The sequence below is a fragment of the Vicinamibacterales bacterium genome, from assembly GCA_036504215.1.
In the GTDB taxonomy this organism is placed as follows: domain Bacteria; phylum Acidobacteriota; class Vicinamibacteria; order Vicinamibacterales; family Fen-181; genus FEN-299.
In genome coordinates, this window is sequence record DASXVO010000076.1 from 98,931 (window position 1) to 124,433 (window position 25,503).

General features: G+C 67.7%; 17 protein-coding genes and 2 tRNA genes. 13 read left to right on the forward strand and 6 right to left on the reverse strand.

The features are described from left to right. Positions 1–18 precede the first annotated feature (18 nt). The 5 genes from VGK32_20750 (at position 19) to VGK32_20770 (ending at position 2,307) form a co-directional block, all read left to right on the forward strand. Positions 19–93, forward strand: a tRNA-Val gene (locus VGK32_20750). A gap of 106 nt (positions 94–199) precedes the next feature. Further along, positions 200–276: transfer RNA gene (locus VGK32_20755), tRNA-Asp, on the forward strand. A 327-nt stretch (positions 277–603) separates the two neighbouring features. Next, entirely contained in the window at positions 604–879 is a 276-nt protein-coding gene (locus VGK32_20760; GenBank protein HEY3384196.1) for an AbrB/MazE/SpoVT family DNA-binding domain-containing protein, read from the forward strand. After that, positions 879–1,226 (forward strand): endoribonuclease MazF, encoded by a 348-nt coding sequence (gene mazF / locus VGK32_20765; GenBank protein HEY3384197.1) that lies wholly within the window; start codon positions 879–881, stop codon positions 1,224–1,226. The genes VGK32_20760 and mazF overlap by 1 nt, the downstream gene beginning before the upstream one ends. A gap of 697 nt (positions 1,227–1,923) precedes the next feature. Beyond that, positions 1,924–2,307, forward strand: coding sequence for a type II toxin-antitoxin system VapC family toxin (locus tag VGK32_20770; GenBank protein HEY3384198.1), 384 nt, complete (start codon positions 1,924–1,926; stop codon positions 2,305–2,307). A 178-nt stretch (positions 2,308–2,485) separates the two neighbouring features. On the opposite strand, the gene VGK32_20775 is transcribed toward VGK32_20770, so the two are convergent. Both VGK32_20775 and bglX read right to left on the reverse strand, forming a co-directional pair. Continuing rightward, positions 2,486–5,560, reverse strand: coding sequence for a glycosyl hydrolase family 28-related protein (locus VGK32_20775; GenBank protein HEY3384199.1), 3,075 nt, complete (start codon positions 5,558–5,560; stop codon positions 2,486–2,488). A 54-nt stretch (positions 5,561–5,614) separates the two neighbouring features. Continuing rightward, positions 5,615–7,897 (reverse strand): beta-glucosidase BglX, encoded by a 2,283-nt coding sequence (gene bglX, locus VGK32_20780; GenBank protein HEY3384200.1) that lies wholly within the window; start codon positions 7,895–7,897, stop codon positions 5,615–5,617. Positions 7,898–8,134: 237 nt separating this feature from the next. Between bglX and VGK32_20785 the strand changes: the two genes are divergently transcribed. Continuing rightward, positions 8,135–8,962: a trypsin-like serine protease gene (locus VGK32_20785; GenBank protein HEY3384201.1), complete on the forward strand. Its 828-nt coding sequence runs from the start codon at positions 8,135–8,137 to the stop codon at positions 8,960–8,962. Positions 8,963–9,020: 58 nt separating this feature from the next. Here VGK32_20785 and VGK32_20790 read toward each other — a convergent pair whose 3' ends face one another. Beyond that, a complete protein-coding gene (locus VGK32_20790; protein HEY3384202.1) occupies positions 9,021–10,154 on the reverse strand; it encodes a DSD1 family PLP-dependent enzyme in 1,134 nt (377 codons plus the stop codon). A 407-nt stretch (positions 10,155–10,561) separates the two neighbouring features. Here VGK32_20790 and VGK32_20795 point away from each other — a divergent pair, with 407 nt between their 5' ends. Continuing rightward, positions 10,562–13,033, forward strand: a complete 2,472-nt coding sequence (locus tag VGK32_20795) for an ABC transporter permease (protein HEY3384203.1) — start codon at positions 10,562–10,564, stop codon at positions 13,031–13,033. 409 nt (positions 13,034–13,442) lie between these two features. Here VGK32_20795 and VGK32_20800 read toward each other — a convergent pair whose 3' ends face one another. Then, a complete protein-coding gene (locus VGK32_20800) occupies positions 13,443–14,387 on the reverse strand; it encodes an NAD-dependent epimerase/dehydratase family protein (GenBank protein ID HEY3384204.1) in 945 nt (314 codons plus the stop codon). A gap of 45 nt (positions 14,388–14,432) precedes the next feature. Continuing rightward, the gene (locus VGK32_20805; GenBank protein HEY3384205.1) at positions 14,433–15,386 is read right to left on the reverse strand and encodes an ion channel; all 954 of its coding nucleotides are present in this window, start codon (positions 15,384–15,386) and stop codon (positions 14,433–14,435) included. 301 nt (positions 15,387–15,687) lie between these two features. Here VGK32_20805 and VGK32_20810 point away from each other — a divergent pair, with 301 nt between their 5' ends. The 6 genes from VGK32_20810 to VGK32_20835 all read left to right on the forward strand — a co-directional run bounded on the left by VGK32_20810 (position 15,688) and on the right by VGK32_20835 (position 24,306). Then, positions 15,688–17,733 (forward strand): S9 family peptidase, encoded by a 2,046-nt coding sequence (locus VGK32_20810; protein ID HEY3384206.1) that lies wholly within the window; start codon positions 15,688–15,690, stop codon positions 17,731–17,733. A 115-nt stretch (positions 17,734–17,848) separates the two neighbouring features. Beyond that, positions 17,849–18,172 carry a hypothetical protein gene (locus VGK32_20815; protein HEY3384207.1) on the forward strand — a complete coding sequence of 108 codons (324 nt, stop codon included), beginning with the start codon at positions 17,849–17,851 and terminating at the stop codon, positions 18,170–18,172. Between the two features lie 79 nt (positions 18,173–18,251). Continuing rightward, on the forward strand, positions 18,252–18,440 hold the full coding sequence (locus VGK32_20820; GenBank protein ID HEY3384208.1) for a hypothetical protein: 189 nt from the start codon (positions 18,252–18,254) through the stop codon (positions 18,438–18,440). Positions 18,441–18,890: 450 nt separating this feature from the next. Further along, positions 18,891–19,823 carry an SAM-dependent methyltransferase gene (locus VGK32_20825; protein ID HEY3384209.1) on the forward strand — a complete coding sequence of 311 codons (933 nt, stop codon included), beginning with the start codon at positions 18,891–18,893 and terminating at the stop codon, positions 19,821–19,823. 27 nt (positions 19,824–19,850) lie between these two features. Beyond that, positions 19,851–22,400 (forward strand): two-component regulator propeller domain-containing protein, encoded by a 2,550-nt coding sequence (locus VGK32_20830; GenBank protein ID HEY3384210.1) that lies wholly within the window; start codon positions 19,851–19,853, stop codon positions 22,398–22,400. A gap of 148 nt (positions 22,401–22,548) precedes the next feature. After that, positions 22,549–24,306, forward strand: a complete 1,758-nt coding sequence (locus VGK32_20835) for a tetratricopeptide repeat protein (GenBank protein HEY3384211.1) — start codon at positions 22,549–22,551, stop codon at positions 24,304–24,306. 130 nt (positions 24,307–24,436) lie between these two features. Here the strand turns inward: VGK32_20835 and VGK32_20840 are convergent, their stop codons facing one another. Further along, positions 24,437–25,495 carry a hypothetical protein gene (locus tag VGK32_20840; protein ID HEY3384212.1) on the reverse strand — a complete coding sequence of 353 codons (1,059 nt, stop codon included), beginning with the start codon at positions 25,493–25,495 and terminating at the stop codon, positions 24,437–24,439. Between the last annotated feature and the right edge of the window lie 8 nt (positions 25,496–25,503).

A 25,503-nucleotide genomic window follows, 5' to 3' on the forward strand; every position in this document is an offset into this window, starting at 1 on the left:
GATGCTCTGCTGGCAGCCGGGCGGTTAGCTCAGTGGTAGAGCACCGGCTTTACACGCCGGCTGTCGCAGGTTCGAACCCTGCACCGCCCACCAGGGTCGTGTGCAGGCGCATCCGCCGGTCATCGTGACGTGGACAGACGTCGCGGACTGTTCGATGGCGGATGCCGATTGACGGCCGCGTCAATCGCCTACCCGATGCGGGGTCGTAGTTCAGCTGGTTAGAACGCCGGCCTGTCACGCCGGAGGTCGCGGGTTCGAGTCCCGTCGACCCCGCCATCCTTCGCTCACCTTCGGCTCGCCACTTACCTCGGTGAGCTTCGGCTTGGCAGGCCATCCTTCGCTCACCTTCGGTCCGTCACTTACCTCGGTGAGCTTCGGCTTGGCAGGCCATCCAAGCTCATTCACATCAAGAGGTTTCCTGATCGGCGGGACCCTGCTTGCCGCGGACTCCGAAGCCGCCATATGGGCCCTGTGGAACCGTCTGACCACGATGCGCGTGGGCAATGCGTCGGTCGCCGGCGGGCGAGTACCGCGGCCGCGCGTGATGCGCGACCGTTAGCGAGACGAACACCGGACCGTGAGCTGGACGACTGGAGAACTCGGATGTATACTCAATGTATATCCGGGGAGGCGGTTGTGCAGACAAGGATCCAAAGGTGGGGCAATAGCTTGGGGCTGAGGATTCCGAGAGGACTCGCTGAAGACGCCGGAGTTGGAGCCGGCGCTGAGGTGGACCTGTCGATCCGAAACGGCGAACTGGTCGTGAAGCCGGCGAGGCGCGTGAAGTACCGACTCGAGGACTTGATCCGGAAGATCACCGCGAAGAACCTCCACGGCGAGATTGACACCGGCGCTCCCGCCGGTCGGGAGATCTGGTAGTGGGCGCCGCAGCCGTTCCGGCCCGGGGCGACATCGTGTGGTTGGAATTCAATCCCCAGGCCGGCAGCGAGCAGGCCGGCCATCGTCCCGCGCTCGTGGTATCGCCAGAATCGTACAACCGGAAGGTTGGACTGGCGCTCGTCTGCCCGATCACGTCCCGCGTGAAAGGCTACCCGTTCGAGGTGGTACTCCCCCCGGGCCTCGAGACGAAAGGCGCGATTCTGTGCGATCAGATCAAGAGCCTCGACTGGCGAGCCCGGCGCGCGACACGTCTGGGATCCGTTTCCGGACCCATCATGGAGGAAGTGACGGCCCGGATTCTCGCGCTCGTCGACCCGGAGGCATGAAGCTCGCTGACAGTCGGTGGCAGCGGACGGCGCTCCGCGCCGCCGCTGAACCGGATCGCTAGCAGACCAAAGGCGCTCGGACGTGAGTCGACGATTTCATCAGCTTGGGGAGGAGTGGCTCGTGGAGCCGGGTGGAACCAGTCACGGCGTCAGTGCTCTCTTCCCGCCGCCGCGCAACGAGCTGGTCGGTCGTGTCTCGGTGCCTGCCGGACCCGCAGGGCCAATTCAACTTTGCTACGGAGTTCGCGAGAGTGCCAGCCGGTGCAGAGCAGCAGAAGTTCAAGCACTGTTGGCTCAACGACGCAATGCTCGGAACAGAACTCCGAATGCTCGGCTGGATTTACCGTCAGCTCTTCGGAGTTGCCTATGTTGGTCCAGGGTAAGTGGATGGCCCGTCCCAACCGGGCCATTCCGATCCGGCCACCCTCTTGCCAGGAGCCAATCCGATCGATACACTCATCGTACGACGATATTGCGATCGATAGGAACAATAGATGGAAACCGTCACGATCTCGCCGAAATACCAAGTGGTCATTCCCAAGACCATCCGTACCCGCCTGAAGCTCCGGGCCGGCCAGAAGGTCCATGCGATCGTGTACCAAGATCGGATCGAGCTGGTGCCCGTCAGGCCTGTTCGACAGTTGAGAGGATTCCTCAAGGGGATTGACACAAGCGTTCCCCGTGAACGAGACCGCGTATGAATGTCGTCGATTCATCGGGCTGGCTCGAGTACCTCGCTGACGGGCCGAACGCGGGTTTCTTCGCCAAGGCGATCGAAGCCACCGCGGATCTGGTCGTGCCGACCATCAGTCTGTACGAGGTGTTCACACGCGTGCTGCAGCAGCGCGGTGAGGGAGACGGCCTGCAGGCCGTAGCGCTCATGCACCAAGGGCGCGTCGTCGATCTGTCCGGGGAGTTGGCGCTGGCGGCGGCTCAGCTGTCGGTGCAGCTTGGAATGCCGATGGCTGACAGCGTCGTGCTCGCGACCGCCCGGGCGTGTGAGGCCACGCTGTGGACGCAGGATGCGGATTTCGAAGGGGTGCCGGGTGTGAAGTACGTTGCCACGCAGAAGGCGCTCTGAGAGCCGCATGCAGCCGGCGACGTCCGCTGGCTTCGCCGGCGCCGCAACTGGGTGCTCGCGGCGGTCTACGACTACGACCTAGCTCGAGTGGCTTGGCCATCAGCCCTCGGGTACGTTCGACCGGGATTTGCGCAAGCGTGCGGCCGAGCACCCAGTCAATCAGCGCACGGCGAACCGCCTACCGCCCCGCCACTTTCGTGCGCACGCTGTAGAGCGACGTGCGCGCCGTGATGAACAGTGTCCTGCCGTCCTTCCCGCCGAACACGATCTGTGTCGGCCGCTCCGGCGTCTCGATCGTGTCGATCAGCTTGCCGGCGGGGTCGTACACGTAAATGTGGCCGGCCGCGAGGTAGACGTTGCCCCGAGCGTCCACGGCCACGCCTTCGCCTCCCTGCTGTACGAATGGCTTGACGTCGGTCAGGTTGCCATCGGGCGCGAGCGTGCCTCTCCACGTCACGACCTCGGCCTCGCTCGTCAGGTAGAACGCCTGGCCGGGCCTGCCCGACGCGAGACCGAACGCGCGAAGCAGGTCGGCCCCCTTGACACCCCAACTCGACGCGCCGGTGGCGAAGTCCCTGTCGGCCGCGATGTACGTCGTGCCATCCGGCGACAGGTAGTGGAGCGTCTTCGGTGCCGGGAGGCTAGTAGCCCGGTCCGTGGCGACTCGCCACTCGCCGACCGCGCGCACCGCGGTCAGGCCCGGGCGCGGCGCGCCGTCAACCGCCGTGAGCAGTTGCACCTGGTCAATGGGCGTGCCCGGCTTGAACGCGTAGACGGTCCCGGTGCCCGCGTAGGACACCACCATCAGGTTGCCCGCCTTGTCCACCGCGAGGTTGACGGGATCGAGCGGCGCGTCGCGCTCGGTCGAGACTTGGCCGGTGACGGCATTCCAACGGTAGATCCGCTGCCGGTAGGCGTCGACGAAGTAGAAGTCACCCGAAGGGTGCGTCACGCCCCCCGAGATGTTGAAGAAGCCGCCAGCCAGCTTCCGCACCTTCGAACCAGCCTCGAGCACCACCGGCGACTCCGCGACTCTCGGTACCGGGGCCGCGCCAGAGACGTCCAGCCACGCGAACTCCCGCTGCCGGATCTCGGTGTTGTGGGTCTCGTCGAAGACGGACGCGTCGAACGCCACCTTGCTGTTGCTGTAGGAATGGAAGTTGCGGAACCTGATGTTCCCCGAGGCCGTCATCTTCACCGCCCACGGGAACGGCTGGTAGGAGCTGATGACGCGGTACAGGTGGAAGTTCGCGAAGGTGATGTCGTGCGAGTTGTCAATCTCGAGCGGCAGCGCGAAGCCGCCTTCGCCGCGCTCTTCCTCGGTTTGCATCGCGTAGATCCGCCAGTTCGCGGCGTTCCTGATCTGGATCTCGTGCCGCACATGGTGTTCGCTCGACATCTGGTAGATCCGACCCTCGGTCGCCGTGTCCGAGATCAGCATGCCGGCGCTCGCGAAGCTGCTCGGCGTCCAGATGTCGAAGAACGTCCCACCGCCGCCGTCGGTGACCCACAGGCTCGGATACTGGCTGTCCCAGCGCCGGGTCGGGTCGGCGTCGGCCGTGCGATTGTTGTTGTAAGGGGTCGCCCGGGTTCCGTCGAGATTGTTGGTGCCGTGGCCGCCCAGCAGCCGGACGTCGTTCATCATCGAGTCCTTCCCGGCCATCCACTTCACACCAACCGCGCGCGGGTTGATCCCGTTCGTGTAGATGCCCAGGCCGATCATCACGTTCGTTCCAGCGCGTGGCGCTTCCACCACGGGCTTGGGGCCGCCAACGCCCTGGAAGGCGTCGGTCCGGTCGAGCAGCACGAGTGCCGTCACCAGCGGGTGCAGGCCGATCAGCACCGTGTCCGGCCTCAGCGCCAGCGTGTCGCTGATCACGTAGTAGCCCATCGGCAGGTAGATGGTCTGGTGGGCGGCAATCGCCTTGCGAAAGGCCTCCGTGTCGTCGGTGATGCCATCGCCCTTTGCGCCGAGCGACTGGACGTTCACCCACGTGTCGGCGGGCGGAAGGGGAACCAGGTCGGACTGCTTCGGAGCGGGCACTGCTTTCAGCACGGTCGTCTCGAAGATGTCCGCGATCTCGGGCGTCGCCCCGACGTCGGTAAAGTGCAGGCCGTGAGAGAACACCTTTGCTTCGTAGCTCTCGCCGGGCGCAGCGAACGTTTTCCCGCTGTCACGGAGCCGAGCGAACGTTGGAACGCGCCGGCACACCACGTTCTCGACGTTGATCTCCGTCCGCGCATTGTCCTCGAGGCTGACGATCACCGCCGGACCAGAGATGTCCTCCATGCGCCCGTCCTTGATCCAGAGTTCGTCGTAGGCGTTCGCGTCGATGGAGACGGCCGTCGGCACGTTCTTGAAGTGCGGCCGAACCAGCGTCAGGCCTGCCATCGTCTCGCGGATGGCAGCTTCCGTCTGTCCCTCGAAGTAGACGTCCACCGCCGTGAACTGCCAGCCGGGCGACGGCGTCCGCGTCCAGACGCCGTAGGTGCCGCCGAAGAAGCGAACGTCCTCCATGACGTTCCCCGTGTCGTGCACGCCGGCAATCCCGGGCCCGATGCGGATGTCCATGTGGGCCAGGAAACAGTGCTGGGCGTACGTGCCGCGCACGCCGACCGCGCCGCGGTTCCCCTCGCCAATCTCGATGTCGATGTTGGTCATCGCCGAGTAGAACGTCCCGGGGCCGGCGTCGCCAGGACGGCCGTCTGACGATCCCCCACGGGCGCCAACTCCGGCTGGAAGCGCAGCCATCTGTCCGCCGCGGGCTCCGGTACTCATCGGTGGTGACGGAACCTGGCCGCTCCGGGTGGCTGTCGCGCGTGGCCTCGCGCCGGCGAAGAAGACCATCTGTCGCTCGGCGTTCCGGTCCTGGTAGCCCGGCGAGTTCGGCGCGAGCACGAAGACGGGGCGTGTTGTCCCGTACCCGATCAGCCGGATCGACGGCCACACGTCGATGGTCCTGGTGAGCCGGTACCGGCCCTCCGGCACGAAGAGGACCCCTTGCCCGACGGTTTCCTGGACCCGGTCCACCGCCCTCTGGATCGCGCCTGAGTCGTCTGTGACGCCGTCGCCTTTCGCGCCGAACGCCTCGAGGTGGACCGCCTTCGGATCGCTCAGTCGCGCCGTGTAGTACGACGACCCGGCCCGGGCCGGCCGGTCCCTGACTGCGGCCGGTATCTGGGGCTGACCGCTGGCAACGCCCGCTGAGACCAGGACAATCGTCAGGAGCGCCGTCGAGACGAGTCGGTTCATGTATCCCTCCGGCCCTTGGGGCGTCACTTCGCCAACGGACGCAGGACGACCCTCTCAGCGCAGCGCGAACGACGCCTGTTTCACGTCGCGCGAGTTGCCGCCAACGAAGACCGTGAACTGTCCCGGCTCGGCCTCCCATCGGCCCTGCGCGGTGTAGAACGCGAGGTCGGCCGGCGTGATCGTGAACGTCACGTCGCGCGACGCGCCGGGAGCCAGTTCGACCCGCTCGAAGCCTCTCAGTTCCTTGATCGGCCGGGTGACGCTGCCGACGAGGTCGCGCACGTAAAGCTGCGCGATCTCGGCGCCCGCTCGCCCGCCGGAATTCGTCACGGCGACGGTGATCTGCAGCCGGCCGTCGCGGCCGATCTCGGTCGCGCTCAGCCTCGGGTCTCCATATGTGAACGTCGTGTAGCTGAGACCGAAGCCGAACGGGTACAGAGGCTCATTCGGAACGTCCGTGTAGTGTGACCAGGTGACGCCCGCCTCGGGGCCAGGCCGGCCGGTGTTCTTCTGGCCGTAGTAGAGCGGCTCCTGGCCGACCAGGCGCGGGAACGACACTGGCAGCTTGCCGGTCGGGTTATAGCCGCCGAACAGGACGTCGGCGATCGCGTGCCCGGACTCCGATCCCAAGAGCCAGGTCTCGAGCAGCGCGGGAACGGCGTCCGCGACGGGACCGATCGTCAGCGGCCGGCCGCTCATCAGCACCACGACGACCTTCTTGTTGGCCTCGACCACGGCGCGCAGCAGTTCGTCCTGCAGCCCCTTGAGGCCGATGTCGGCCTGGCTGCGGCCTTCGCCGGACTGAAACGCGTCCTCGCCGATCGCGAGCAGCACGACGTCTGCCGACCGCGCCGCTTCGACCGCTGCGGGGAAGCCAGACCGGTCGGTCGTGTTGTACACGGGAGGCGCCTGGAAGGTGCGCGCGCCGGTGATGAGCCTGGCGCCCTCCGCGTAGAGCACCTTGGTGTCCGGGCCAACCGCGGCCTTGACGCCCTCGAGCAACGAGACCGCCGAGTTGGCGACGCCCTGTCCGCGCCAGTTGCCGAGCGGCGAGTCCTTGTCGTTGGCCAGGGGTCCGATCACCGCGATCGACGGGATACCCTTCGCGAGCGGGAGCAGCCCACCGTCGTTCTTCAGCAGCACAATCGACCTGCGCGCCATGTCGCGCGCCGCCGCGAGGTTGGCCGACGTGAGCGTCGCGGCCTTCTCGCGGTGTGCATCGGAGTAGCGGTAGGGATCGTCGAACAGACCGAGGGCGAACTTCACCCGCAGGACGCGCCGCACCGCGTCGTCCACGAGCTTCACATCGACCTTGCCGGTCTTGACGAGGTCCGACAGGTGACCGATGTAGGCGCGCGACTCCATGTCCATGTCGCTGCCCGCCGTGATCGCCTGGCGGGCGGCCTGCGCGAGGTCCGCGGAGAAGCCGTGCGGGATCATCTCGCGGATCGAGCCCCAGTCGGAGACCACGAAGCCCTTGAAGCCCCACTCGCCCTTCAGGATGTCGCGCTGCAGGTGCACGTTGCCGGTCGACGGGATGCCGCCGATCTCGTTGAACGAGTTCATGAAGGTGGCGGCACCGGCGTCCGCGGCCGCCTTGAACGGCACCAGCACGACGTTGCGCAGCGTCTGCTCGGAGATGTCGACCGTGTTGTAGTCGCGTCCGGCCTCGGCGAAGCCGTATGCGGCGTAGTGCTTGGCGCAGGCCGCGATCGTGTCGAGCGCAGCCAGGTCCGTGCCCTGAAACCCCCGCACACGAGCCGCTGCCATCCGCGCGCCGAGAAAGGCGTCCTCGCCGGAGCCCTCCATGATCCGGCCCCAGCGCCCGTCGCGCGCGATGTCGACCATCGGCGCGAACGTCCAGTGCTGGCCCGCCGCCGCCGCTTCGGTTGCCGCCACGCGGGCAGAGTGCTCAACGGCGGCAGGATCCCAGCTCGCAGCCTCGCCGAGCGGGACCGGGAAGATGGTCTTGTAGCCATGGATGACGTCGTACCCGAAGATCATCGGGATCTTCAGCCGGCTGTTCTCGACGGCCAGTTGCTGGGCCTTGCGCGTCGCCTCGGCACCGTTGACGTTCAGCATCGAGCCGACCAGCCCCTTCCGGATCTGCTCGTAGGCCAGCTTCTGCCCGCCGGCGCTGGGCGGCGGCCCGGTGAGGTCGAAGGGATTGCTGTACTGGTTGAGCTGCCCAACCTTCTCGTCGAGCGTCATCTGGGCGAGGAGCGCGTCGATCTTCTTCTCCGTCCGGGGATCGACGAGCGTCTGTGCGAACGCGCCGGACGGCGCGATCGCCAGCGCCAGGAGCGCTGCGGCGACGAGTCTCTTCGGGCTGTTCATGTGGTGCCTCCGAGTGGCTGTAGAAGTTGTGCGATCCACCCCAACCGCACGTTGCCGCGCGCGGTCCGCCGACGGTCGTCGAGTATACCGCGGGGTCGGCGGCGGCGGAGATGGATGCGCGGTATCATCGAATGAGGGGCGGCCGTGGCCGGCTCGGTGGCCACGCGCGGCGCTTCGTGGCGCGGCCGAGCTCGCGCCAGTCCGATGAGGGGGCCTGGTGTGCCGTGGAGGTGTGGAGTGAGTATCCGGGTGAAGGGCGCGAGCGCGGTGGCGGGGCTGCTCGTGATGTGGGTGTTCCTGACAGGCTGCGGCCAGACGAGCAGTTCCCCCACGGCTCCGTCCGGTTCCACGCCGCCGACTGCCACGAACGCCTGCGGCGCCGTTGGCGGTTCGGCCGTGTCGGCGCTCGCCATCCTGAACGGCACGGACTGCACGGCGAGTGCGTCGCCCGCCGTTCTCGTCACCCTGCGCGACAGCCGGAACGTGCCGATCGCCACGTGCTCGGGGACGATCATCGCGCCGCGCGCCGTGCTCACGGCGGCCCACTGCCTGGCTGGAGCTTCAGCCGTCACTATCTACGTGGGAAGCGGGGATCCCGTGGCGGCCACGTCGTTCCAGGCGTCACCCGGGTACAAGGGCACCAGCGACTCGTCGTCGCTCGACGTCGGAGTCGTGCTCTTTGGGCAAGACCTCGCGCCGACACCCATTCCGATTCTGGTCGGCCGCGACGCGAAGGTCGGCGAACTGGCCGTGATTGCCGGCTGGGGACAGAACGAGCACGATGCGAAAGGGTCGTTGCGGGCGGGCACGACGAACATCAGCAGCGTCGGGCCGATCACCCTCCAGGCGCTCTACTCGCCCAGTTCCGGCGGAAGCGGCACATGCTTCGGCGATTCGGGCGGACCGATCCTGTTGTCGGAAGGAGGGACATGGTCTCTCGCCGGCGTGACATCGTCGTTCACCGGGAACTCGTGCGCGACAGGAACGAACTCCTTCACCAGCGTGCGAAATCCGGACGTCTCGTCGTTCATCCTGAGTCTGGTTCCGAACACCGCACGCAAGTGACGGCCGTTCGCCCCCAGGCCACAGGATGACCCGGTCGTCAGCGCGCCGGCAACGAGGGTCAGTAGAACGCGCCGCGGGCGGCCACCCGCCAGACCGCCTCGACCCGGTCGCCACGGTAGCAGACCAGCCAGTCGTGGAGGTTCACCGTCGGATCGCAGTGGCCGGGAATCAGTCTGAGTTTCTGTCCGAGGACGAGCGTCCCGGGCCCGGCGAGTTCCAGAATGCCGTGTTCGTCCGAGGCTCGCGTGTATCGAGCGCCGGGCACCCCAACCACGAGAGGCATTCCTGAATCGACGCTGTGCGCCTTCAGTCCGGCGTCCACCGCCGCGCGTTCAGGGATCGGGTGGCTCATCACGGTCGTGAGAACGAAGAGACTGTGTTCGAACGACCGAACGGGCCGCCCCTCGCCATCGAGGTTCTGCGCGTAGTCGGCGTCCATGAACACGTAGGACCCTGGCTGAACCTCGTTGTAGACGCCGCTCGACGCGTCGAACTGGAAGGTGCCGGTGCCACCGCCGGTGACCGTCTTCGCCTGCAGCCCGTCCGCTTCGAGCATGTCGAGCGTCAACCGCACCTTTCCGGCCGCGGCGGCCGCCGCCACGCGGCGCTCGTCGAAGCTCCGCACGTGCTGCGCCCGGCCGTGATACGCCTGCAACCCCGCGAACCGAAGGTGCCGCTGTTCTGCCACCCGGCGCGCCAGTGCCAGCACCGGCGGGCCCGGCTCGACGCCGCACCGGTTGAGGCCGACCTCCACCTCGACGAAGACGTCCAGCGTCACCCCCGCCGCGTGCGCCGCCCGCTCGATGTCCTCGATGTTGCCGGCGTCGTCGACCGCGACGCCGATTCGGGCGTCGCGAGCGAGACGGGCCAGGCGCCCGAGCTTCAGCGCGCCGACGACCTCGTTCACCACCACGACGTCCTCGATGCCGCCACGGACCAGCGCCTCGGCCTCGCTGACCTTCTGGCAGCAGACGCCCGCCGCGCCGCGCGCAATCTGTCGCCGCGCAATCTCCGGACACTTGTGCGATTTCGCGTGCGGGCGAATGCGGACCGGCCGGCCCGCCAATGTCGCGTCCATCGTGTCGAGATTGCGCTCGAACGCATCGAGGTTCAGGAGCAAGGCCGGCGTGTCCACGTCCGCCAGGTTCGCGCCTGGTTCGGCGGGTGCGGGAAGCGGTGCGTCGATGTTCATGGTTCGAGGTGTGTTCGCTCTGAGGAAAGGCCATCTCGCCCCGCGGTCCGGCGGGTCGTTCGTGGAGCATAGCATCCGGCAAAATTCGCCGCCATGCCCGGTGCACGCACATGGAGCACATACGACGCGCCGCCGCCGCATGTCTGGTGACGCCTCGATGCGGCTTCGCACTGCCCCCGCGGCCACACTCGTTGTCCTCGTCGTCTCGTTGGGCGATGCCGCGGCCCGCGCGCCGACCTGCCTGCAGTGACAGGCACAGGGCGCCAGGTCTGCGGACCCGCGGTCGTCACCGCTCAGCCGAAGATATTCACCCCGGATGGAACCCGGCCACGGTCCGATGCGTCATCGTCAGACAGAGAACCCCGTGCGCGCCGGATGCGACGCCGTTTTCGTCTGAGGCACAGCCCATGAGAGCCCTGCTGAGCGACCTGCGCTTCGCCCTTCGCCTGCTGGCGAGGGATCGCGCGTTTGCCGTCACCACGATCCTGACGTTGACGCTGTGCGTCGGCGCGAACGCCGCGGTCTTCACCGTGGTGCGATCGGTCCTGCTGCGCCCGCTTCCGTACGCGGAACCGGACCGCCTGGTGTTCTCCTACGACTCGTTCCCGGGCGCGGGCGTGGAGCGGGCGGGGACCTCGGTGCCCAACCACATGGACAGGCTCGCCTTCTCGGACGTGTTCGAGTCGCTGGCGCTCTATCGGGCGCGGGGCGTCGAGGTCGGCCGCGCGGGCAGCGCCGAGCGCGTTCGTGCCATGGCGGTGACGCCGTCGTTGTTTCGGGTGCTGAGAGTGTCGCCGCTTCGCGGGCGCCCGTTCTCGGAGGCTGAAGGAACACCGGGACAGAACCATGCGGCCGTTCTCGACTTCGGGTACGCGCAGGCTGCCTTCGGCAGCGCGGAAGCGGCGATGGGACGCGAGATGACCATCGACGGCGAGCGCTACGCCGTGATCGGCGTCATGCCGAGGTCATTCACGTTCCTCGATCCGGACGTGCGCATCTGGGTGCCGCTCGCTTTCTCCAACGAGCAGCGTTCCGAGAACCGACGGTACAGCCAGAACCACGACGAGGTCGCCCGCCTCGCGCCAGGCGTGACGTTGAAACAGGCGCAACAGAGAGTGGACGCGCTCAACGTGAGAAGCATCGAGCGGGCGGGTGCGTTCAAGCCGATGCTCGAGCGTGCGGGCTACCAGACCCACCTCGTGCCGCTGGCCGAGGACGTCGTTCGCACGGTGCGACGCCCGCTCCAGTTGCTGTGGGCCGGCGTGCTGTTCGTGCTGCTCATCGCGGCGGTCAACATCACGAACCTCGTGCTCGTTCGGGCCAGCGGCCGCATGAAGGAACTGGCAATGCGCCACGCGCTCGGCGCCGGCCGCAGCCGCGTCGCGCGCCAGTTGCTGACGGAAACCACGCTGATCACCGCGATCGGTGCCTGCCTCGGAATCGCGGTTGCGGCGGCCAGCCTCGGGTGGTTGACGTCGCTCGGCCGGGCCGACCTCCCGAGGGGGGAAGAGATCCGCATGGACTGGGCCGTCGTGGCCTTCACGGCCGGCCTCGCGATGCTCCTGGGGCTGTCAACAGGTGCGGTCCCCATCGCGCAGCTTGCCGGCATGAACGTGAGTCTCGTCCTTCGGGAGGACGGGCGCAGCGGGACGGCGAGCCGCGGCGCGCGAGCGTTCCGTCGGTCGCTGGTCGTGGCGCAGGTGGCGCTCGCCTTCGTGCTGCTCATTGGCGCAGGCCTGTTGTTTGCGAGTTTTCGCCAGCTGCTGGGTGTCGATCCTGGATTCCAGCCGGCACAGGTGCTGACGGCGAGACTGAACCTGCCGCAGACCCGGTATCCTGACGATGCGGCTCTGCGGACGTTTGCCGGCCGCACCCTCGAGGCGATCAGGCAGTTGCCAGGCGTCCGAGCGGCGGGATTCACCAGCGGATTGCCCTTCGTGGGCGACAACTCCAGTTCGGTGATCATCGCCGAAGGCTACGTGATGGCACCCGGCGAATCCCTCATCTCGCCGTCCCAGATTTGTGTGACGCCAGGCTACTTCGAGGCGATGCGGATTCCGCTCGAGCGGGGCCGTTTCTTCGGCGAGCAGGACAGCTTCGGCGCGCCGGCAGCCATCATCGTGGACGAGCGTCTCGCGCGAAAGTTCTGGCCGAACGCCGATCCGATCGGCCGTCGCATGTACCAGCCGCAGGGCCCGGAGGATATCATCCAGCCCGGGCCCAAGACGCACTTCATGCGAGTCGTCGGCGTGGTAGGCACGGTGAGGCAGCAGGCCCTGGCGGACACCGGGGACGAACGGGTGGGTGCCTACTACCTGCCCTTTGCCCAAGGTCCGGAGTCGGGGATCGCCATGGCCGTGCGTACGGGTGGTGACCCCGTGAAGCTGGCCGCGGCGATCCGGACGGTTCTGGCGAAGATCGATCCGAGCTTGCCACTCTACGACGTACGCGCGATGCCCGAGCGCGTCGAGCGATCGCTCGACCGGCGGCGCACGCCGATGTTGCTGTCGGTGGCGTTCGGCTTCGTCGCATTGCTGCTGGCCTCTATTGGCATCTACGGTGTTCTGGCGTATCAGGTCGGCCTGCGCTCGCGCGAGATTGGGATACGCATGGCCCTCGGCAGCGACCCGTCCCGGATCCTGCGGCTGATCCTCCGCGAGGGGATTGCGCTCGTCGCGGTTGGACTACTGCTGGGTGCGGCAGGTGTCGTGGCGATACGGCCGGCGATTGCGTCCCAGTTGTTCGGCGTCACCGTCCTCGATCCGGTGGTCGTTCTCTCGGTCACGCTCGTGCTGGGCGGCGCCGCGGCGGTCGCCTGCCTCGCACCGGCCTGGAAGGCATCGCGCGTCGATCCTGTGAGCGCCCTCAGCCGGCAGTGAGAGTCGCCGGCGGGCGGGCCGGCGGCCACTCGGATCCTGTTCGTGAGCAGGTGAGTGCACACCCTGCAAAACAGGTCTCTGAACCACCGCATCCGGCAGCAGGCGCCACTGCGATCACGCAACATTCCGCGCGGATCCCAGGCTTGGTTGCAGCCGCCCGTTGCCGCACCCAGGCGCGCCAGGACGCTCAGGACGGCATGGGGGACGGGGTGGGCCGTGCCGGCAGGCGACGCTGTGATCGCTCGCGGGTCGACCCTAGTCGTGTCGCGGAGCGACGCCATCGGCGCGGCGAGTTTGTCGCGACGCGCGTCGTACCGCACGCCGGTCTGGGTATCACACACCGTTCCGCACGATGCGGCCGGGAACACGCGAGGAGCCGAGGCCGTTCAAGGCTGGAGACGCTCGAGTCTCACGGCTTCACGAACGACTGCGCGGTGGCGCGGATGCCGTCTCCGTACGCCGTCGGCACGAACCCGAATCGGCGCTCGAACTTCGACGAGTCGAAAACGTAGTCGTGGTCGTACTGGTAGAGCATCTCCGCCAGTTCGCGCATCATCCGCACGACGAGGCCGGCTGTCTTCATCGTCCACGCAGGGAGCGGCGACACTCGAGGCGCGACCCCGAGCGCCTTCGCCGCCAACTCGACGAACTCCCGGCCGGTGAGCGCCGGGTGCGCCGTCGGCAGGTGCCAGACCTGGCCGAACGAATCGTCGGCATCTGCCAGCAGGCACAGCGCCTTCGCACAGTCGAGCGTGTAGGTGAACGAGTGCCTCGTATCCGCGCTGACGAAGACCTGCGCCGACTTGCCGGCGGCAAGCCTCGGGAAGATCAGGATGGACGGGATGCTGGTCTTCTCCGAGTCGGGCCCGTAGAAGTCGGCCGCGCGCGCGATCGACGCGGTGATACGCCCCGCAGCCATCTCGGTCTGAAGGTAGCCGGCGATCTCGGCCCGTATCTTCCCCTTATGACTGGTCGGGTGGACCGGCGTGTCCTCGGTCATCGGTCCATCGACGCGGCCGTACGGGTAGACGTTGTCGAAGAAGATCAGCCGCGCGCCTTTCGACTCGCAGGCGCCGACGACGTTTCGCATAATCCGGGGCCATTGCTCCTGCCAGACACGCCTGTCGTATGGCAGGCCGGCCAGCAGGTACACCGTCGCTCCTTCCTCCACGGCCCGCATCACCGCATCCGGTTCGGTCAGGTCGGCGCGCACGGCTCCGGCTCCGGCTGGTCCCGCGCCGCTGCGCGAGACGGTGCGGAGCCTGCGATTCTTCGCGAGCAACTCGAGGGCGAGCGGCGTGCCAATGGCTCCGCCGGCACCGAGAATGATATGGAGAGTCCGGTCGAGAGGCATAAGAGGCTCCATGTCAGGACGCGTACGGTCTCACAGGCGACGGTGTCAGAGCGACGCGGGCGGCGCTACCGGCTCGATGTCGTGGAGGCGAGAGAGGTCAATCGCGACCCGATCGGCATCCGCGATGTACATGTCGCGGAAGCGCGCGCCCCAGACGATGTCGGTCTTGTCGTAGCTCGTCTTGGCGTGCACGGTTTGCGCGAAGGTCTCATCGTCGGCGTTGATGAGGCAGACGACCTCCGGATCCGCGCCGGCCAGGGACTCGGGCGTCAGGCCCCGCAGGGGGCTGGCATCGGTGATCGGGTGGACGATGACCCAGTGCAGGGGCATGAAGATGATGAAGTCGCGCTCGAGGCCGAGTTGGTCGAAGCGCCGGCGGCGCCTCCCGTTCTCGTCGGCCCAGCGTGCGAGCGACACGACGGCGTGGACATCCGTCAGGTTGTGGTTTCGCAGGTTGACGAGGCGGAACATCAGGGCCCACCCGTGCTCGTAGGGCGCGATGATCGCGTGGCGGCTGAAGCTGATCTTGGCACTGGGACGGGTGAACCGGGCAAACAACAGGCCGCTGAGGATCGCGAAACCGAGGAGGCCGACGAGAGCCTCGACGGCCACCAGAGAGTTTGCCGCCCGCGTGACCGGGACGAGCTTGCCGTAGCCAATCGTCGCGAGCGTCTGGACGCTGAAGAAGAAGCAGTCCTCGAGGCGCGCGAGCGGGGAGAGCGCTGCGCCGGCGATCGCATCCGGCCCTGCCAGCCAGTATAAGGAGGCAAACACGAAGTTGGTGGCCAGGTAGCCCGCGGCCATCAGCACGAGCAGGCGAGGGATGGGAAGCGAGAGGAGCGTGTTATAGGCGTTGAAGGGATGGAACGCGCTCAGGTTGTTGCGGCGGACGTTGAAGGTGCCGTCGCGGTTGACGAGGCGCACGGGGCTCCGCTCCGAGAGCCTGCCGCCGAGCCCGAGGTCCTGATTGAGCCGTTGCTGCGGCGACAGTTCGGACACGAGCGACCTCCTCGTCTTGTATCCCCCATTCTACATTCCGCGTGGCCAACGCCGCTGCTCCTGAGATTCATCGCTCGACCTCGCCGCCGCGGCCGTACAATCCAGAGCCGGAGATCCGGGAGGATCGATATACACCGTGTGCCTGTCCATGTCGTCGCGGCGGTGCTGGTGCCCGTCCTCGCGATCGCGGTTATTCCGGTCTCGGCTGGCCGCCGGGCTGTTCGCGGACGGGTCCGACGCGCTCGTTGTCACAGCCTTCCCGGACGACAACAAGAAGTACCTGAGTACGGAGAACACGACGATGGTGAAGAAACTCCTGCTGTCCCTGCTCCTCACAGCCTTCGTGGCCGTCCCCGCCTCGGTGATCGCCCAGGCCGGGGCGACCAGGGTGCCGACGGTTGACGATCTCCTGAACATCAAGACGGTCGGCAGTCCACAACTCTCGCCGGACGGAACCTGGGTGGCCTATACCGTCACGGCGACCGACTGGAAGCAGGATGCCTCCATCACGCAGGTCTGGCTGGCTCACGTGCCCTCGGGCCGGAGCTTCCAGGCGACGCGCGGCGAGAAGTCCTGTTCGAATCCGTCCTGGTCACCCGACGGTCCGTGGCTGACCTTTACGAGTTCGCGGGCTGGGGACAAGAACCAGCTCTTCGCCATCCGTCCGGACGGCGGCGAGGCGATCCAGTTGACGAATGCCGAGAACGGCGTCGGTGGGTACGCCTGGTCCCACGACGGCAAGCAGATGGCCTTCACCACCAGCGACCTGAAGGAGAAGGACGTCAAGGCGCGCAAGGACTACGTGGGCGACTTCGAGGTGGTGCGGCGCGAGTACACCCACCAGCACCTGCGGACCTTCGACGTGGCCGAGGCCCTGACCGCGCCGGTCGCCGGCACCGAGCGGACGCACGGCAAGGACTACACGGTGTCGTCCTTCTCGTGGTCGCCGGACAACAAGCTGATTGCATTCAGCGCCACGATCAATCCCGATCTGATTCAGGGCGGTACGTCAGATGTCTATGTCCTGGAGGTCGCGACCAACGCGGTCCGAAAACTGGTGGATCTGCCCGGTCCCGACGGCTCGCCAGTGTGGTCGCCCGACGGCCGAATGCTGGTGTTCTCGTCGGCCATGGGCAATCCGAAGTTCTTCCACGCCAACAGCCGCCTGGCTGTGGTGTCGGTCGACGGTGGCAAGCCGCGATCGATCACCGACTCGTTCGACGAGCAACCAGGTCTCATCGACTGGCTGGCCGACGGCGTGTATTTCGCCGCGGCGCAGAAGACCGCCTCGCACCTGTTCCGTGTGGATCCGTCCACCGGCAAGACGACGCGCATCAGCCAGCCCGACGCGCTGATGCTGGGCAGCGTCAGCTTCTCCAAGGATGGGAAGTCGCTGGCCTTCGCGGCCGCGTCGTCGTCCACGCTGGGCGAGATATATGTGACGACCGTCCAGCCGTTCGCGCCGCGCCGGCTGACGACGATGACCGACCAGGTCGCGGGCTTCCGTCTGGGCCGGCGCGAGGTCATCTCGTGGAAGAGCAAGGACGGGACGGACATCGAGGGCGTGCTCATCAAGCCCGCGGACTTCGACCCGGCGAAGAAGTACCCGTTGCTCTGCATCATCCACGGCGGACCGACCGGCGTCGATCGGCCGACGATGATCGATGCGCGCACCTACCCCGCCGACATCTGGGCCGCACGGGGCGCGCTGATTCTCAAGGTCAACTACCGCGGTAGCGCCGGGTACGGCGAGAAGTTCCGCGAGCTCAACGTGCGCAACCTCGGTGTCGGCGACGCGTGGGACGTGTTGTCGGGCGTGGAGCACCTGGTCAAGCTCGGATGGGTCGACCCGAGGCGCGTCGGCTGCATGGGCTGGAGCCAGGGCGGCTACATCTCGGCATTTCTGACGACGTCGAGCACCGCGTTCGCGGCGATTTCGGTGGGCGCCGGGATCTCCAACTGGGCGACCTACTACTACAACACCGACATCACGCCGTTCACGATTCAGTACCTGGGCGCGGATCCCGCGATGGATCCGGAGATCTACGCGAAGACGTCGCCCATGTCGTACATCAAGCAGGCGAAGACGCCAACGCTCATCCAGCACGGTGAACTGGATCGACGCGTGCCGACGCCCAACGGCTACGAACTGCGCCAGGGTCTCGAGGATCGAGGCGTGAAGGTCGAGATGATTGTGTACAAGGGCTTCGGTCACGGCATTACCAAGCCGAAGGCGCAGCGCGCGGTCATGCTGCACAACCTGGGATGGTTCAACCACTACATCTTCGGCGACCCACTGCCGGATTTCACCAGGCCGGAACTGCCGAAGGAGACGAAGGAGAAGTAGGCGCCGATGATCGCCTGCCCTCGCGCGCGAATCGTCCGCGGTCTGGCAGGCCTCGCGGCCGTCGCGGGCCTGCTCTCGATCCAGGCGGTCGTCGTCCGCACCGACGCCGCCCGAGGTGGCCTCGTTCGCGACCGACCCCAACTACTTCTACATGGAGCCGTGCGTCAGCCACGACGGCCGGCGGATCTTCTTCCTGACGACGCGCCCACGCGCGGGCCAGGCGGCAAGGCCCGGGTGGGCGAACAACAGCATCTGGGTGGCCGATCGAAACACGGACGGCACGTGGGGCGAAGCGTACGACCTCAGCGCGCCGATCAACGGTGATTGGCTCACGTACTTTCCTTCAATCACCAGGGGTGGCACGCTCTACTTCACTCGCGCAAAGGCGCTCGGAAAAGACGGCGCCATCTACCGATCCAGGCTCGTCGAAGGCCGCTAACAGGAGCCCGAGCGCCTGCCGGAGTCCGTCAACGGGCCCGGCGATCAACGATCCGGCGACCACCCAGCAGTCGCCGTACGTGTCTCCCGACGGGCGGTTCTTCTTCTTCTCCTCCAACGCGCCGCGCGAGCGGGGCCTCGATACGTTGTCGGGGTCGACGCACGCCCGGCTCGTCGAGCTCAACGCCAGCCCGCAGAACGGCAATTCCGACATCTTCTGGGTCAGCGCGGACATCATCGAGACGCTGCGGCCCACAGCGAAGCGGTAGGCACGCGCGCCGGCCGCGAATCGGGCCGCACGTTTGAACGACGTGGCGTGCCTCATCTACGACACCGTATGGGATCAGCAGCCCGACTGGATGTCGAACGTCAAGGTGGACGAGCCGTTGAAGACCACGTGAGCTCAGGGTTTATCGGGAGGAGGGGCTGTGCAATACGCACCTGGTTTGCGCAGGTGAACCCCGGGTGGTCGTCGATCCCGGCAGCGCCAGCGGGCCGAAGAGCGTGCAACGCGATGTCGCGCACCCCGGCCCGTTGCAGGCGATCCTTCGGACACCCGGTCACACGGATCGTCGCACCGGTGAGGAACGACGTCGAGCGGGCCTGGCTGACACAGGGCATCCGCGCGACGAAGCGACGCGTCGAGTAGTCTGTGCTACCTTTCTAGTGTCGCTCTTCTTGCGTACCGTCCCCCCTTCTTCCGTGTCGGCCGCCCAGCCATGAGCGAGACGCTTCGAACCGTGTCCGATACCGCGTTGTGGGTTGCGATGTACCGCGCGCTCGAGTCCGATCGACCGGACGCGCTGTTCCACGATCCGTATGCGCGACGACTCGCCGGCCCGCGCGGCGAGGCCATCCTGGCATCGATTCCCAGGGCGCGTTCCATGGCGTGGCCGATGATCGTCCGAACCGCCGTGATGGACGAAATCGTGCTCCGGTTGGTGGCGCAAGGGGTCCGGACGGTCGTCAACCTGGCGGCAGGCCTGGATGTTCGCGCGTACCGCCTGGCGCTTCCCGCGTCGCTGCACTGGCTCGACGTCGATCTGCCCGGCATGATTGCCTATCGGCGCGAGCACCTGAGCGATGCGGTCGCCACGTGCCGGCACGAGGACGTCGACGCCGACCTGCGCAACGCCGACGCCCGGGCGGCCGTGTTCGGTCGCGCCGGCACCGGGCCCGGTCCGGGCATGGTGATCACCGAGGGACTGCTGGTCTACCTGACGCCAGGCCAGGTCGGCGAGCTCGCCCGGGACGTGCACGCGGGTCCTGGCATCTGCTGGTGGTTGATCGACCTCGGGTCACCGCTGCTGTTGAAGATGCTCAGCCAAAGCTGGCAGCCGAGCCTCGACGCCGCGAACGCGCCGATGCAGTTCGCGCCGGCCGAGAACACGGCGTTCTTCGAGCCGTTCGGCTGGCGTGAGGCCGAGTATCGATCGACATGGGACGAGTCGCGGCGGCTGAAGCGCAGCGTGCCGCTGGCGGGTCTGTGGGAATTGCTCGGTCGCCTGCGGTCTCGCGCGACTCGCGAGGAATATAAGCGATTGTCTGGGGTGGTGCTGCTCGAGCACACCGACCGCGCCACGACCGGCGGTCCCCGCCTCAGCAGCGCGCGGGCGATCGAAGTCAATGGGGTCACGCCCTCAGAGCGATAGCGAAAGAATCGTGGTACGGAGGCTGGTGTGAAGACGCGGGGCGCGGGATGGGGGAGCGTGTGGGCGGTTGGAGTGACGCTGCTGATCGCGGCGTCTCCTGCCACGGCGCAGCAGGGTGGACGCCGTCCGTTCACCGTGCTCGGACCCGACCAGGGGCTGCCGTCGGCTGCGGTCGTCGCTCTCACGCAGGACAACGACGGCTTCATCTGGATCGGCACCGAGAAGGGGCTCGTTCGATACGACGGCGGTCAGTGCCGCATCTGGTCCAGGGCTGATGGCCTGCCGGCGGCGTGGGTGCCGCGGATCCTTCCGGCCCGCGACGGCGGTCTGTGGGTGGGCACGCTCGCCGGCCTCGTCCGGTTCAAGGACGGCAGGCTCGATCGCGTGAGGTTCGGCCCGGCGAGGTCGGAAGCACCCGCCGCGTTGATCGCCCTCGATCGAAAGGGAAGAGCGTGGGCGGCGACAAACGAGGGGTTGTTCGTCCAGACCGACGGCCTGACGTTCAGCGCCCTGCCGTGGAAGCCTGAAGGGCTGTCGTTCGAGCTCGCCGGGGGCGGCAACACGGGTTCGATGTATCTCGCCGGCGAAAGCGGTATCCGGGAATTCCTGGCCGACGGTTCGTCCCGCTCGTGGGGACCGGCCGACGGCCTGCCCGCGAGCGGCCCCGCTGTCGTCGTCGAGGACGGCGGGGGTCGTCTCTGGGCCGGGTCCGGGCGGACGCTCGTTGTCAAGGAGCCCGGCGCCACGCGCTTCATCGATCAATCGCACCGCCTGCCCGCCAGCCTCTCGGCCAACAGTGTGCCGTTCGTCGATCGTGACGGCAGCGTCTGGTTGGCGACGCAGGCCGGCGCGCTGCACCTGGTTGGCGGTGACCGCGCCGAGTTGCTCGATGCCGCGGGCGGTCTCCCGTTCCGCTGGGTCCGCTCGGTGTTCCGCGACCAGGAGGGCACGCTCTGGGTGCTCGGGCCGTCGCTCGCGAAGTTGCAAGGCAGCGGCCGGGTCTGGAACTACACGCTGTCGGGTGGCGCATCTGGTGAGGTGGTGTGGTTCGTGGCGCACGATCGGCAGGGCCGGGTACTGGCGGCTACAGACGACGGTGCCGCGCGGCTCGGTCCGGGCGGTCTCGTGCGCATTCCGGGCACCGAGGGCCGGCGCATCAAGGCGCTCGTCGAGGATCGCGGCGGCACGCTGTGGATGGTCAGCTCGATCGGGCCGACCTTGTGGCTGCGTCCGGGCGCCTCGACCGCGACCGAGGCGCCGCTCGGGACGTTCGGCCAGTCGATCAACTGCCCGATGGAGGACTCGTCGGGCCGCGTCTGGCTTGGCCATGCCCGCCAGGGACTGATGCGATGGGACCCGCAGGCGCGCCGCCTCGTGCAGGAGGTCGGCCCCGCCTCCACGCGGTCGCAGACACTCGTCGTGTCCAGCTTTCGGGAAGACACCCGCCACCGGCTCTGGGTCGCCACGAGCGCGGGACTGCTGGTTCGTGAACCGGACGGCCGATGGCGGTCCTTCACCACCGAGGATGGTCTGTGCGCCGCCTGGGTGCGCGGGATGGCGTTTCTCCCGGACGGCAGCGCCTGGATTCACTACCAGGAGCCCGTCGGCATGACGCGGGTTCGCGTCGACGACCACCGGCTGACCATTCTCGAGCAGCGGAGCGCCGGCAGAGGTCTCCGCTCCGACCTGGTCTACGCGGTGCAGGTGGACGCGCGGGGACGGGTGTGGGCCACCACCGAACAGGGTCTCGACCGCCTCGAGCCGCCACTGCACGTCGGCCGGCACGAAGGCATGGTCAGCGAGGATTGTGCCGTGCTGGCCCTGCTCGCGGACGGCGATCGCATCTGGGTGGGCACGGCAGGCGGTCTCGTGGCGTACGACACAGGTTCGCCGGAGGCGGCGCCCCTGGCGCCGCGGGCGCACGTGGTGGAGATGACGTACGGCGGACGCCGGCTCGAGCCGCCGTTCAAGGCGGTCGCGCCGATCGCGTACCGCGATGCGACGATCGAGTTCCGAGTTGCCGCGCCCTACTACGCGAACGAGCGCGACATGCGATTCCAGGTTCGGCTGTCCGGCCTCGAGCGCGAATGGCGCGACACCTCGTCGAAGACCGTCTACTACCCCGCCCTGGCCGGAGGACGCTATTGCTTCGAGACGCGCACGGCGATCGGCGAATCGGGATTCGGCCCGATCGCCGGCCTCGAATTCGTCGTGCGCCCGCCGTGGTGGAGAACCTGGTGGGCTTACGCGCTCGCGCTCGTCGGCGGTATTGGCGGCGTCATCGGCCTGGCCGGCCTCCGCGTCCGGTCGCTGGCGCGGAGCAAGGCGGCGCTCGAGGCACTGGTCAGCACCCGCACGGCCGAACTCCGGTCGCGCAACGTGGAACTGGAGGATGCACTCGGCCGCGTCAAGCAGTTGTCGGGCGTGCTGCCGATGTGTGCGCACTGCAGGAAACTGCGCGACGACAAGGGATACTGGACGCAGCTCGAATCCTACATCGCGGAGCACACCGACGCGCAGTTCTCGCACGGGATCTGTCCGGATTGCATGAAGACACTGTACCCGGACTTCCAGTAGAACCGACGCTTCCTCCCCTGTCCGAACAGACCCGGTTCGAACGCGATCCTGCAGCCGACGCGGGCGCCAAGGTCCGGCCTCGGCCGCCGGCACCCGGAAAGGTATAGAATTAAAAAGTTCTAAACCGTTCTAAAAGGACCGTCCATACATGCAGGATGTCGTCGTCTTTGGCTTCGGCCCGTTCCGGCTCGACCCGGACACGCGCCAGTTGTCCCGCGAGGGCCGGCCACTGCGGCTGACGTCGCGGATGTTCGAGTTGCTGCTCTTCTTCGTGCAGAACGGCGGCCGGCCGATCCGCAAGGACGAGTTGATGGATGCCGTCTGGTCGGACAGCCCGGTGGAGGAGAGCAACCTGCCGGTGACCGTGTCCGCCCTTCGCAAGGTCCTCGGGGAGCGGCGCGGGCAACACCAGTATCTGCTCACGCTGCCGCGCTATGGCTACCGCTTCACGCCGCGCGTCGAGTGGCATCGCCCGGCGGCCGAGGGACCCGTGGCCGCGGCGCCGCCCCGCCAGGCGTTCGGTACGGCAAAGGCGCAGGCGGTCGTGGTGCTGCCATTCCGCGCGCCCGGGGGCGACGAGACGGTCGCGGCCATCGGCCAGGGCCTGGCGAACGCGGTGGCGAGCGGATTGACTAGGCGCGGCCGCACCGTGTTCCGCCCGGGCGCAGACCCCCTGACCGCGCCGCCGGATCTCGAGCGCCTCCGCCAGATGGGACGCCGATTCGGCGCACCGGCGGTTCTCGACGGCTCGATCTTCCGGTCGGGCAACCGGGTGCGCGTCGCCGTCGAACTCGTCCGGGTTCGCGACGCGGCCGTATTGTGGGCGGAACGGTTTGACGAGACGCTCGGCGACCCATTCGCCGTAGAGGATGCCATCGGCGGCCGCGTCATCGAGGCGCTGCTCTTGCGGCTGTCGGGTGATCACCACCCGCGGGGCCTCGACGGTGATACGCGAAGCGTCGCGGCGCACCAGGCGTATCTGAAGGGGCGATACTTCTGGGAACGCCGGACGGAGGCGAGCCTGCGCCAGGGGATCACCTGCTTCGAGGAAGCGGCCGCCCACGACCCCGCATTCGCGTCGGCGCACCTCGGTGTAGCCGACTGCTACTTCCTGCTCAGCTACTACGGCGCGATCCCTCCGGCCGAGGGCTACCCGAAGGTCAGGGCCTCGGCGCAGAAGGCGCTCGAGATCGAACCCTCGCTCGGCATCGCCCACACCTCGCTCGGATGTGTCAGCCTGTTCTACGACTGGAACGCCAAGGCGGCGCTGCATGCGTTCCAACGTGCCCTGGCCCTGAACCCGGAGCACGCTCGCACCCATCTCTGGTATTCCGAGTATCTGCGCGTGTCGGGCCGGTTCGACGAAGCGATCGCCGCGATGGAGCGCGCGCGGGCGCTCGACCCGCTGTCGCTGGTGGTGAACACGAGCCTCGGTCTCGTGCTCTTCTACGCCCGGCGCTTCGACGCTGCCGTGGCGCAGGCGCGCAAGACGCTCGAGATGGATCCGTATTTCGGCATCGCACATTGGGTGCTCGGCCTCGCCCTCGAGCAGCAGCACGACTACGAGGCGGCGATCACCGAGTTCCGGACGGCGTTGGGCCTATCCGGGCGCAGCACGTTGATGCTGGCCACTCTCGGGCACGCCTGCGCCAGGGCGCGGCACCGCGCCGATGCCCAGCACGTGCTCGACGAACTCCGTCGTCTCGCCACGCGGCGCCACGTCTCCCCGTACGCGCTGGCCGTCGTCCATGGCGGCCTCGAGAAGAAGGACGCCGCCCTCGCGTGCCTCGAGCAGGCCGTTGCCGAGCGCACCAGCTGGCTGTGCTACGCCGCCGTCAATCCGGTCCTCGACACGTTGAGAGGCGATCCCCGCTTCGAGGCGCTCGTGCTCCAGATCGGACTCTAAGTCCTTCGATGCACAGATACGGCTACGTCTTCGTGCCCTCAGGACTTCGTGCTGAGCGAGCAACACCGGCCGCGTGCGCCGAGTGCGGATTGTGGCCGTAGTTGCGGGTCGAAGTACTGAGCCCCCTGCGTCAGCGCTCGGGTGTGCGCTCGCTGTTGACGAGGCTCGCCCTCAGGTCCAGGAGCAGCCACCGGTGCTGTCTCACGGCAGACCGTTCCCGCGCCAGGAGTTCGATGAAACGGCTCACGCCGAGCGGCTCGTTCCCGTTGCCGTGCACGAGGACGATGCTCCCGTCGGTGGGCCATTCGCCCTTCGCGAGCCAGGCGTCGCTCCCGACCGGCACGAGCCCGAACGACACCACGGTCTCGACCAGTTCGCGCGACGACACCAGGCCGGGAAAGCGGAAGAACACGGACGGCACCAGGCCCTGCTCGATGAGCGCCCGCTCGGTGGCGAGCACTTCTTCGGTCATGTTCGTGCCCGGTTCGAGCAGGAAGTTCGACGCGAGCGGCCGCGAGCGATCCCAGAAATGGTTGAACGAGTGGTTCACCCAGGTGATCGCGAGCCGATTCGACCGAACGAGGCCGACCAGCCAGTCGAGGTCGGCGGGATGGGTGCGCAGCCACACGCCCGTGACCGCGACGGCCACGGGGACCGGCCGTTCGAGGCGCTCGAGCTGCTCGAGCAACGTCGTGAAGAGTCGCCGATCGAGCGGGTGGCGCGACGGACACAAATCCACCGTCAAGTTGATGCCCGGCTGGCCCCGTCGCAGATGCGTCACGCCGGCGTCTCTGAGGGCGCCCTCGTTGCGGCGGCCGTCTTCGAGGGCGCGGACGTACGTCGTGCCCGACAGGCGCGCGCGCAGCGTGGCCGCCGGCCAGGATTCGGTGCGGACGCCTTCGGCGGAGACCAGGCTGGTGAGCAGGGTGTCGGGATCGACCACGAGCAAGTACGGCCGACCCGCGACCGAGAAGGATCGTAACGCGACAGACCCCGCGGTGCCGCCCGGTCGGCGCACCAGGGCTGACGCGACGGCATAGGACTCGACGCGGCCGACAGCCGGCGCGGCCTGCGTCAGGTGGCGTCGCGGCGATCCGTCTGGTCTGGCGGACAGGTCGGAGGCGGTCGTCGCGACGCCCAGCGCGATGGCGACGACTCCCACGATGGCGCCCAAGAGCCGCTCCCGCACGAGGCTCC

Coding starts and splice junctions, on each gene's coding strand:
- bglX (HEY3384200.1), bottom strand. CDS start 7,897: ATGAACAGCCCGAAGAGACTCGTCGCCGCAGCGCTCCTGGCGCTGGCG.
- VGK32_20790 (HEY3384202.1), bottom strand. CDS start 10,154: ATGAACATCGACGCACCGCTTCCCGCACCCGCCGAACCAGGCGCGAAC.
- VGK32_20835 (HEY3384211.1), top strand. CDS start 22,549: ATGCAGGATGTCGTCGTCTTTGGCTTCGGCCCGTTCCGGCTCGACCCG.
- VGK32_20760 (HEY3384196.1), top strand. CDS start 604: ATGTATACTCAATGTATATCCGGGGAGGCGGTTGTGCAGACAAGGATC.
- VGK32_20825 (HEY3384209.1), top strand. CDS start 18,891: ATGAGCGAGACGCTTCGAACCGTGTCCGATACCGCGTTGTGGGTTGCG.
- VGK32_20795 (HEY3384203.1), top strand. CDS start 10,562: ATGAGAGCCCTGCTGAGCGACCTGCGCTTCGCCCTTCGCCTGCTGGCG.
- VGK32_20800 (HEY3384204.1), bottom strand. CDS start 14,387: ATGCCTCTCGACCGGACTCTCCATATCATTCTCGGTGCCGGCGGAGCC.
- VGK32_20810 (HEY3384206.1), top strand. CDS start 15,688: ATGGTGAAGAAACTCCTGCTGTCCCTGCTCCTCACAGCCTTCGTGGCC.
- VGK32_20770 (HEY3384198.1), top strand. CDS start 1,924: ATGAATGTCGTCGATTCATCGGGCTGGCTCGAGTACCTCGCTGACGGG.
- VGK32_20775 (HEY3384199.1), bottom strand. CDS start 5,560: ATGAACCGACTCGTCTCGACGGCGCTCCTGACGATTGTCCTGGTCTCA.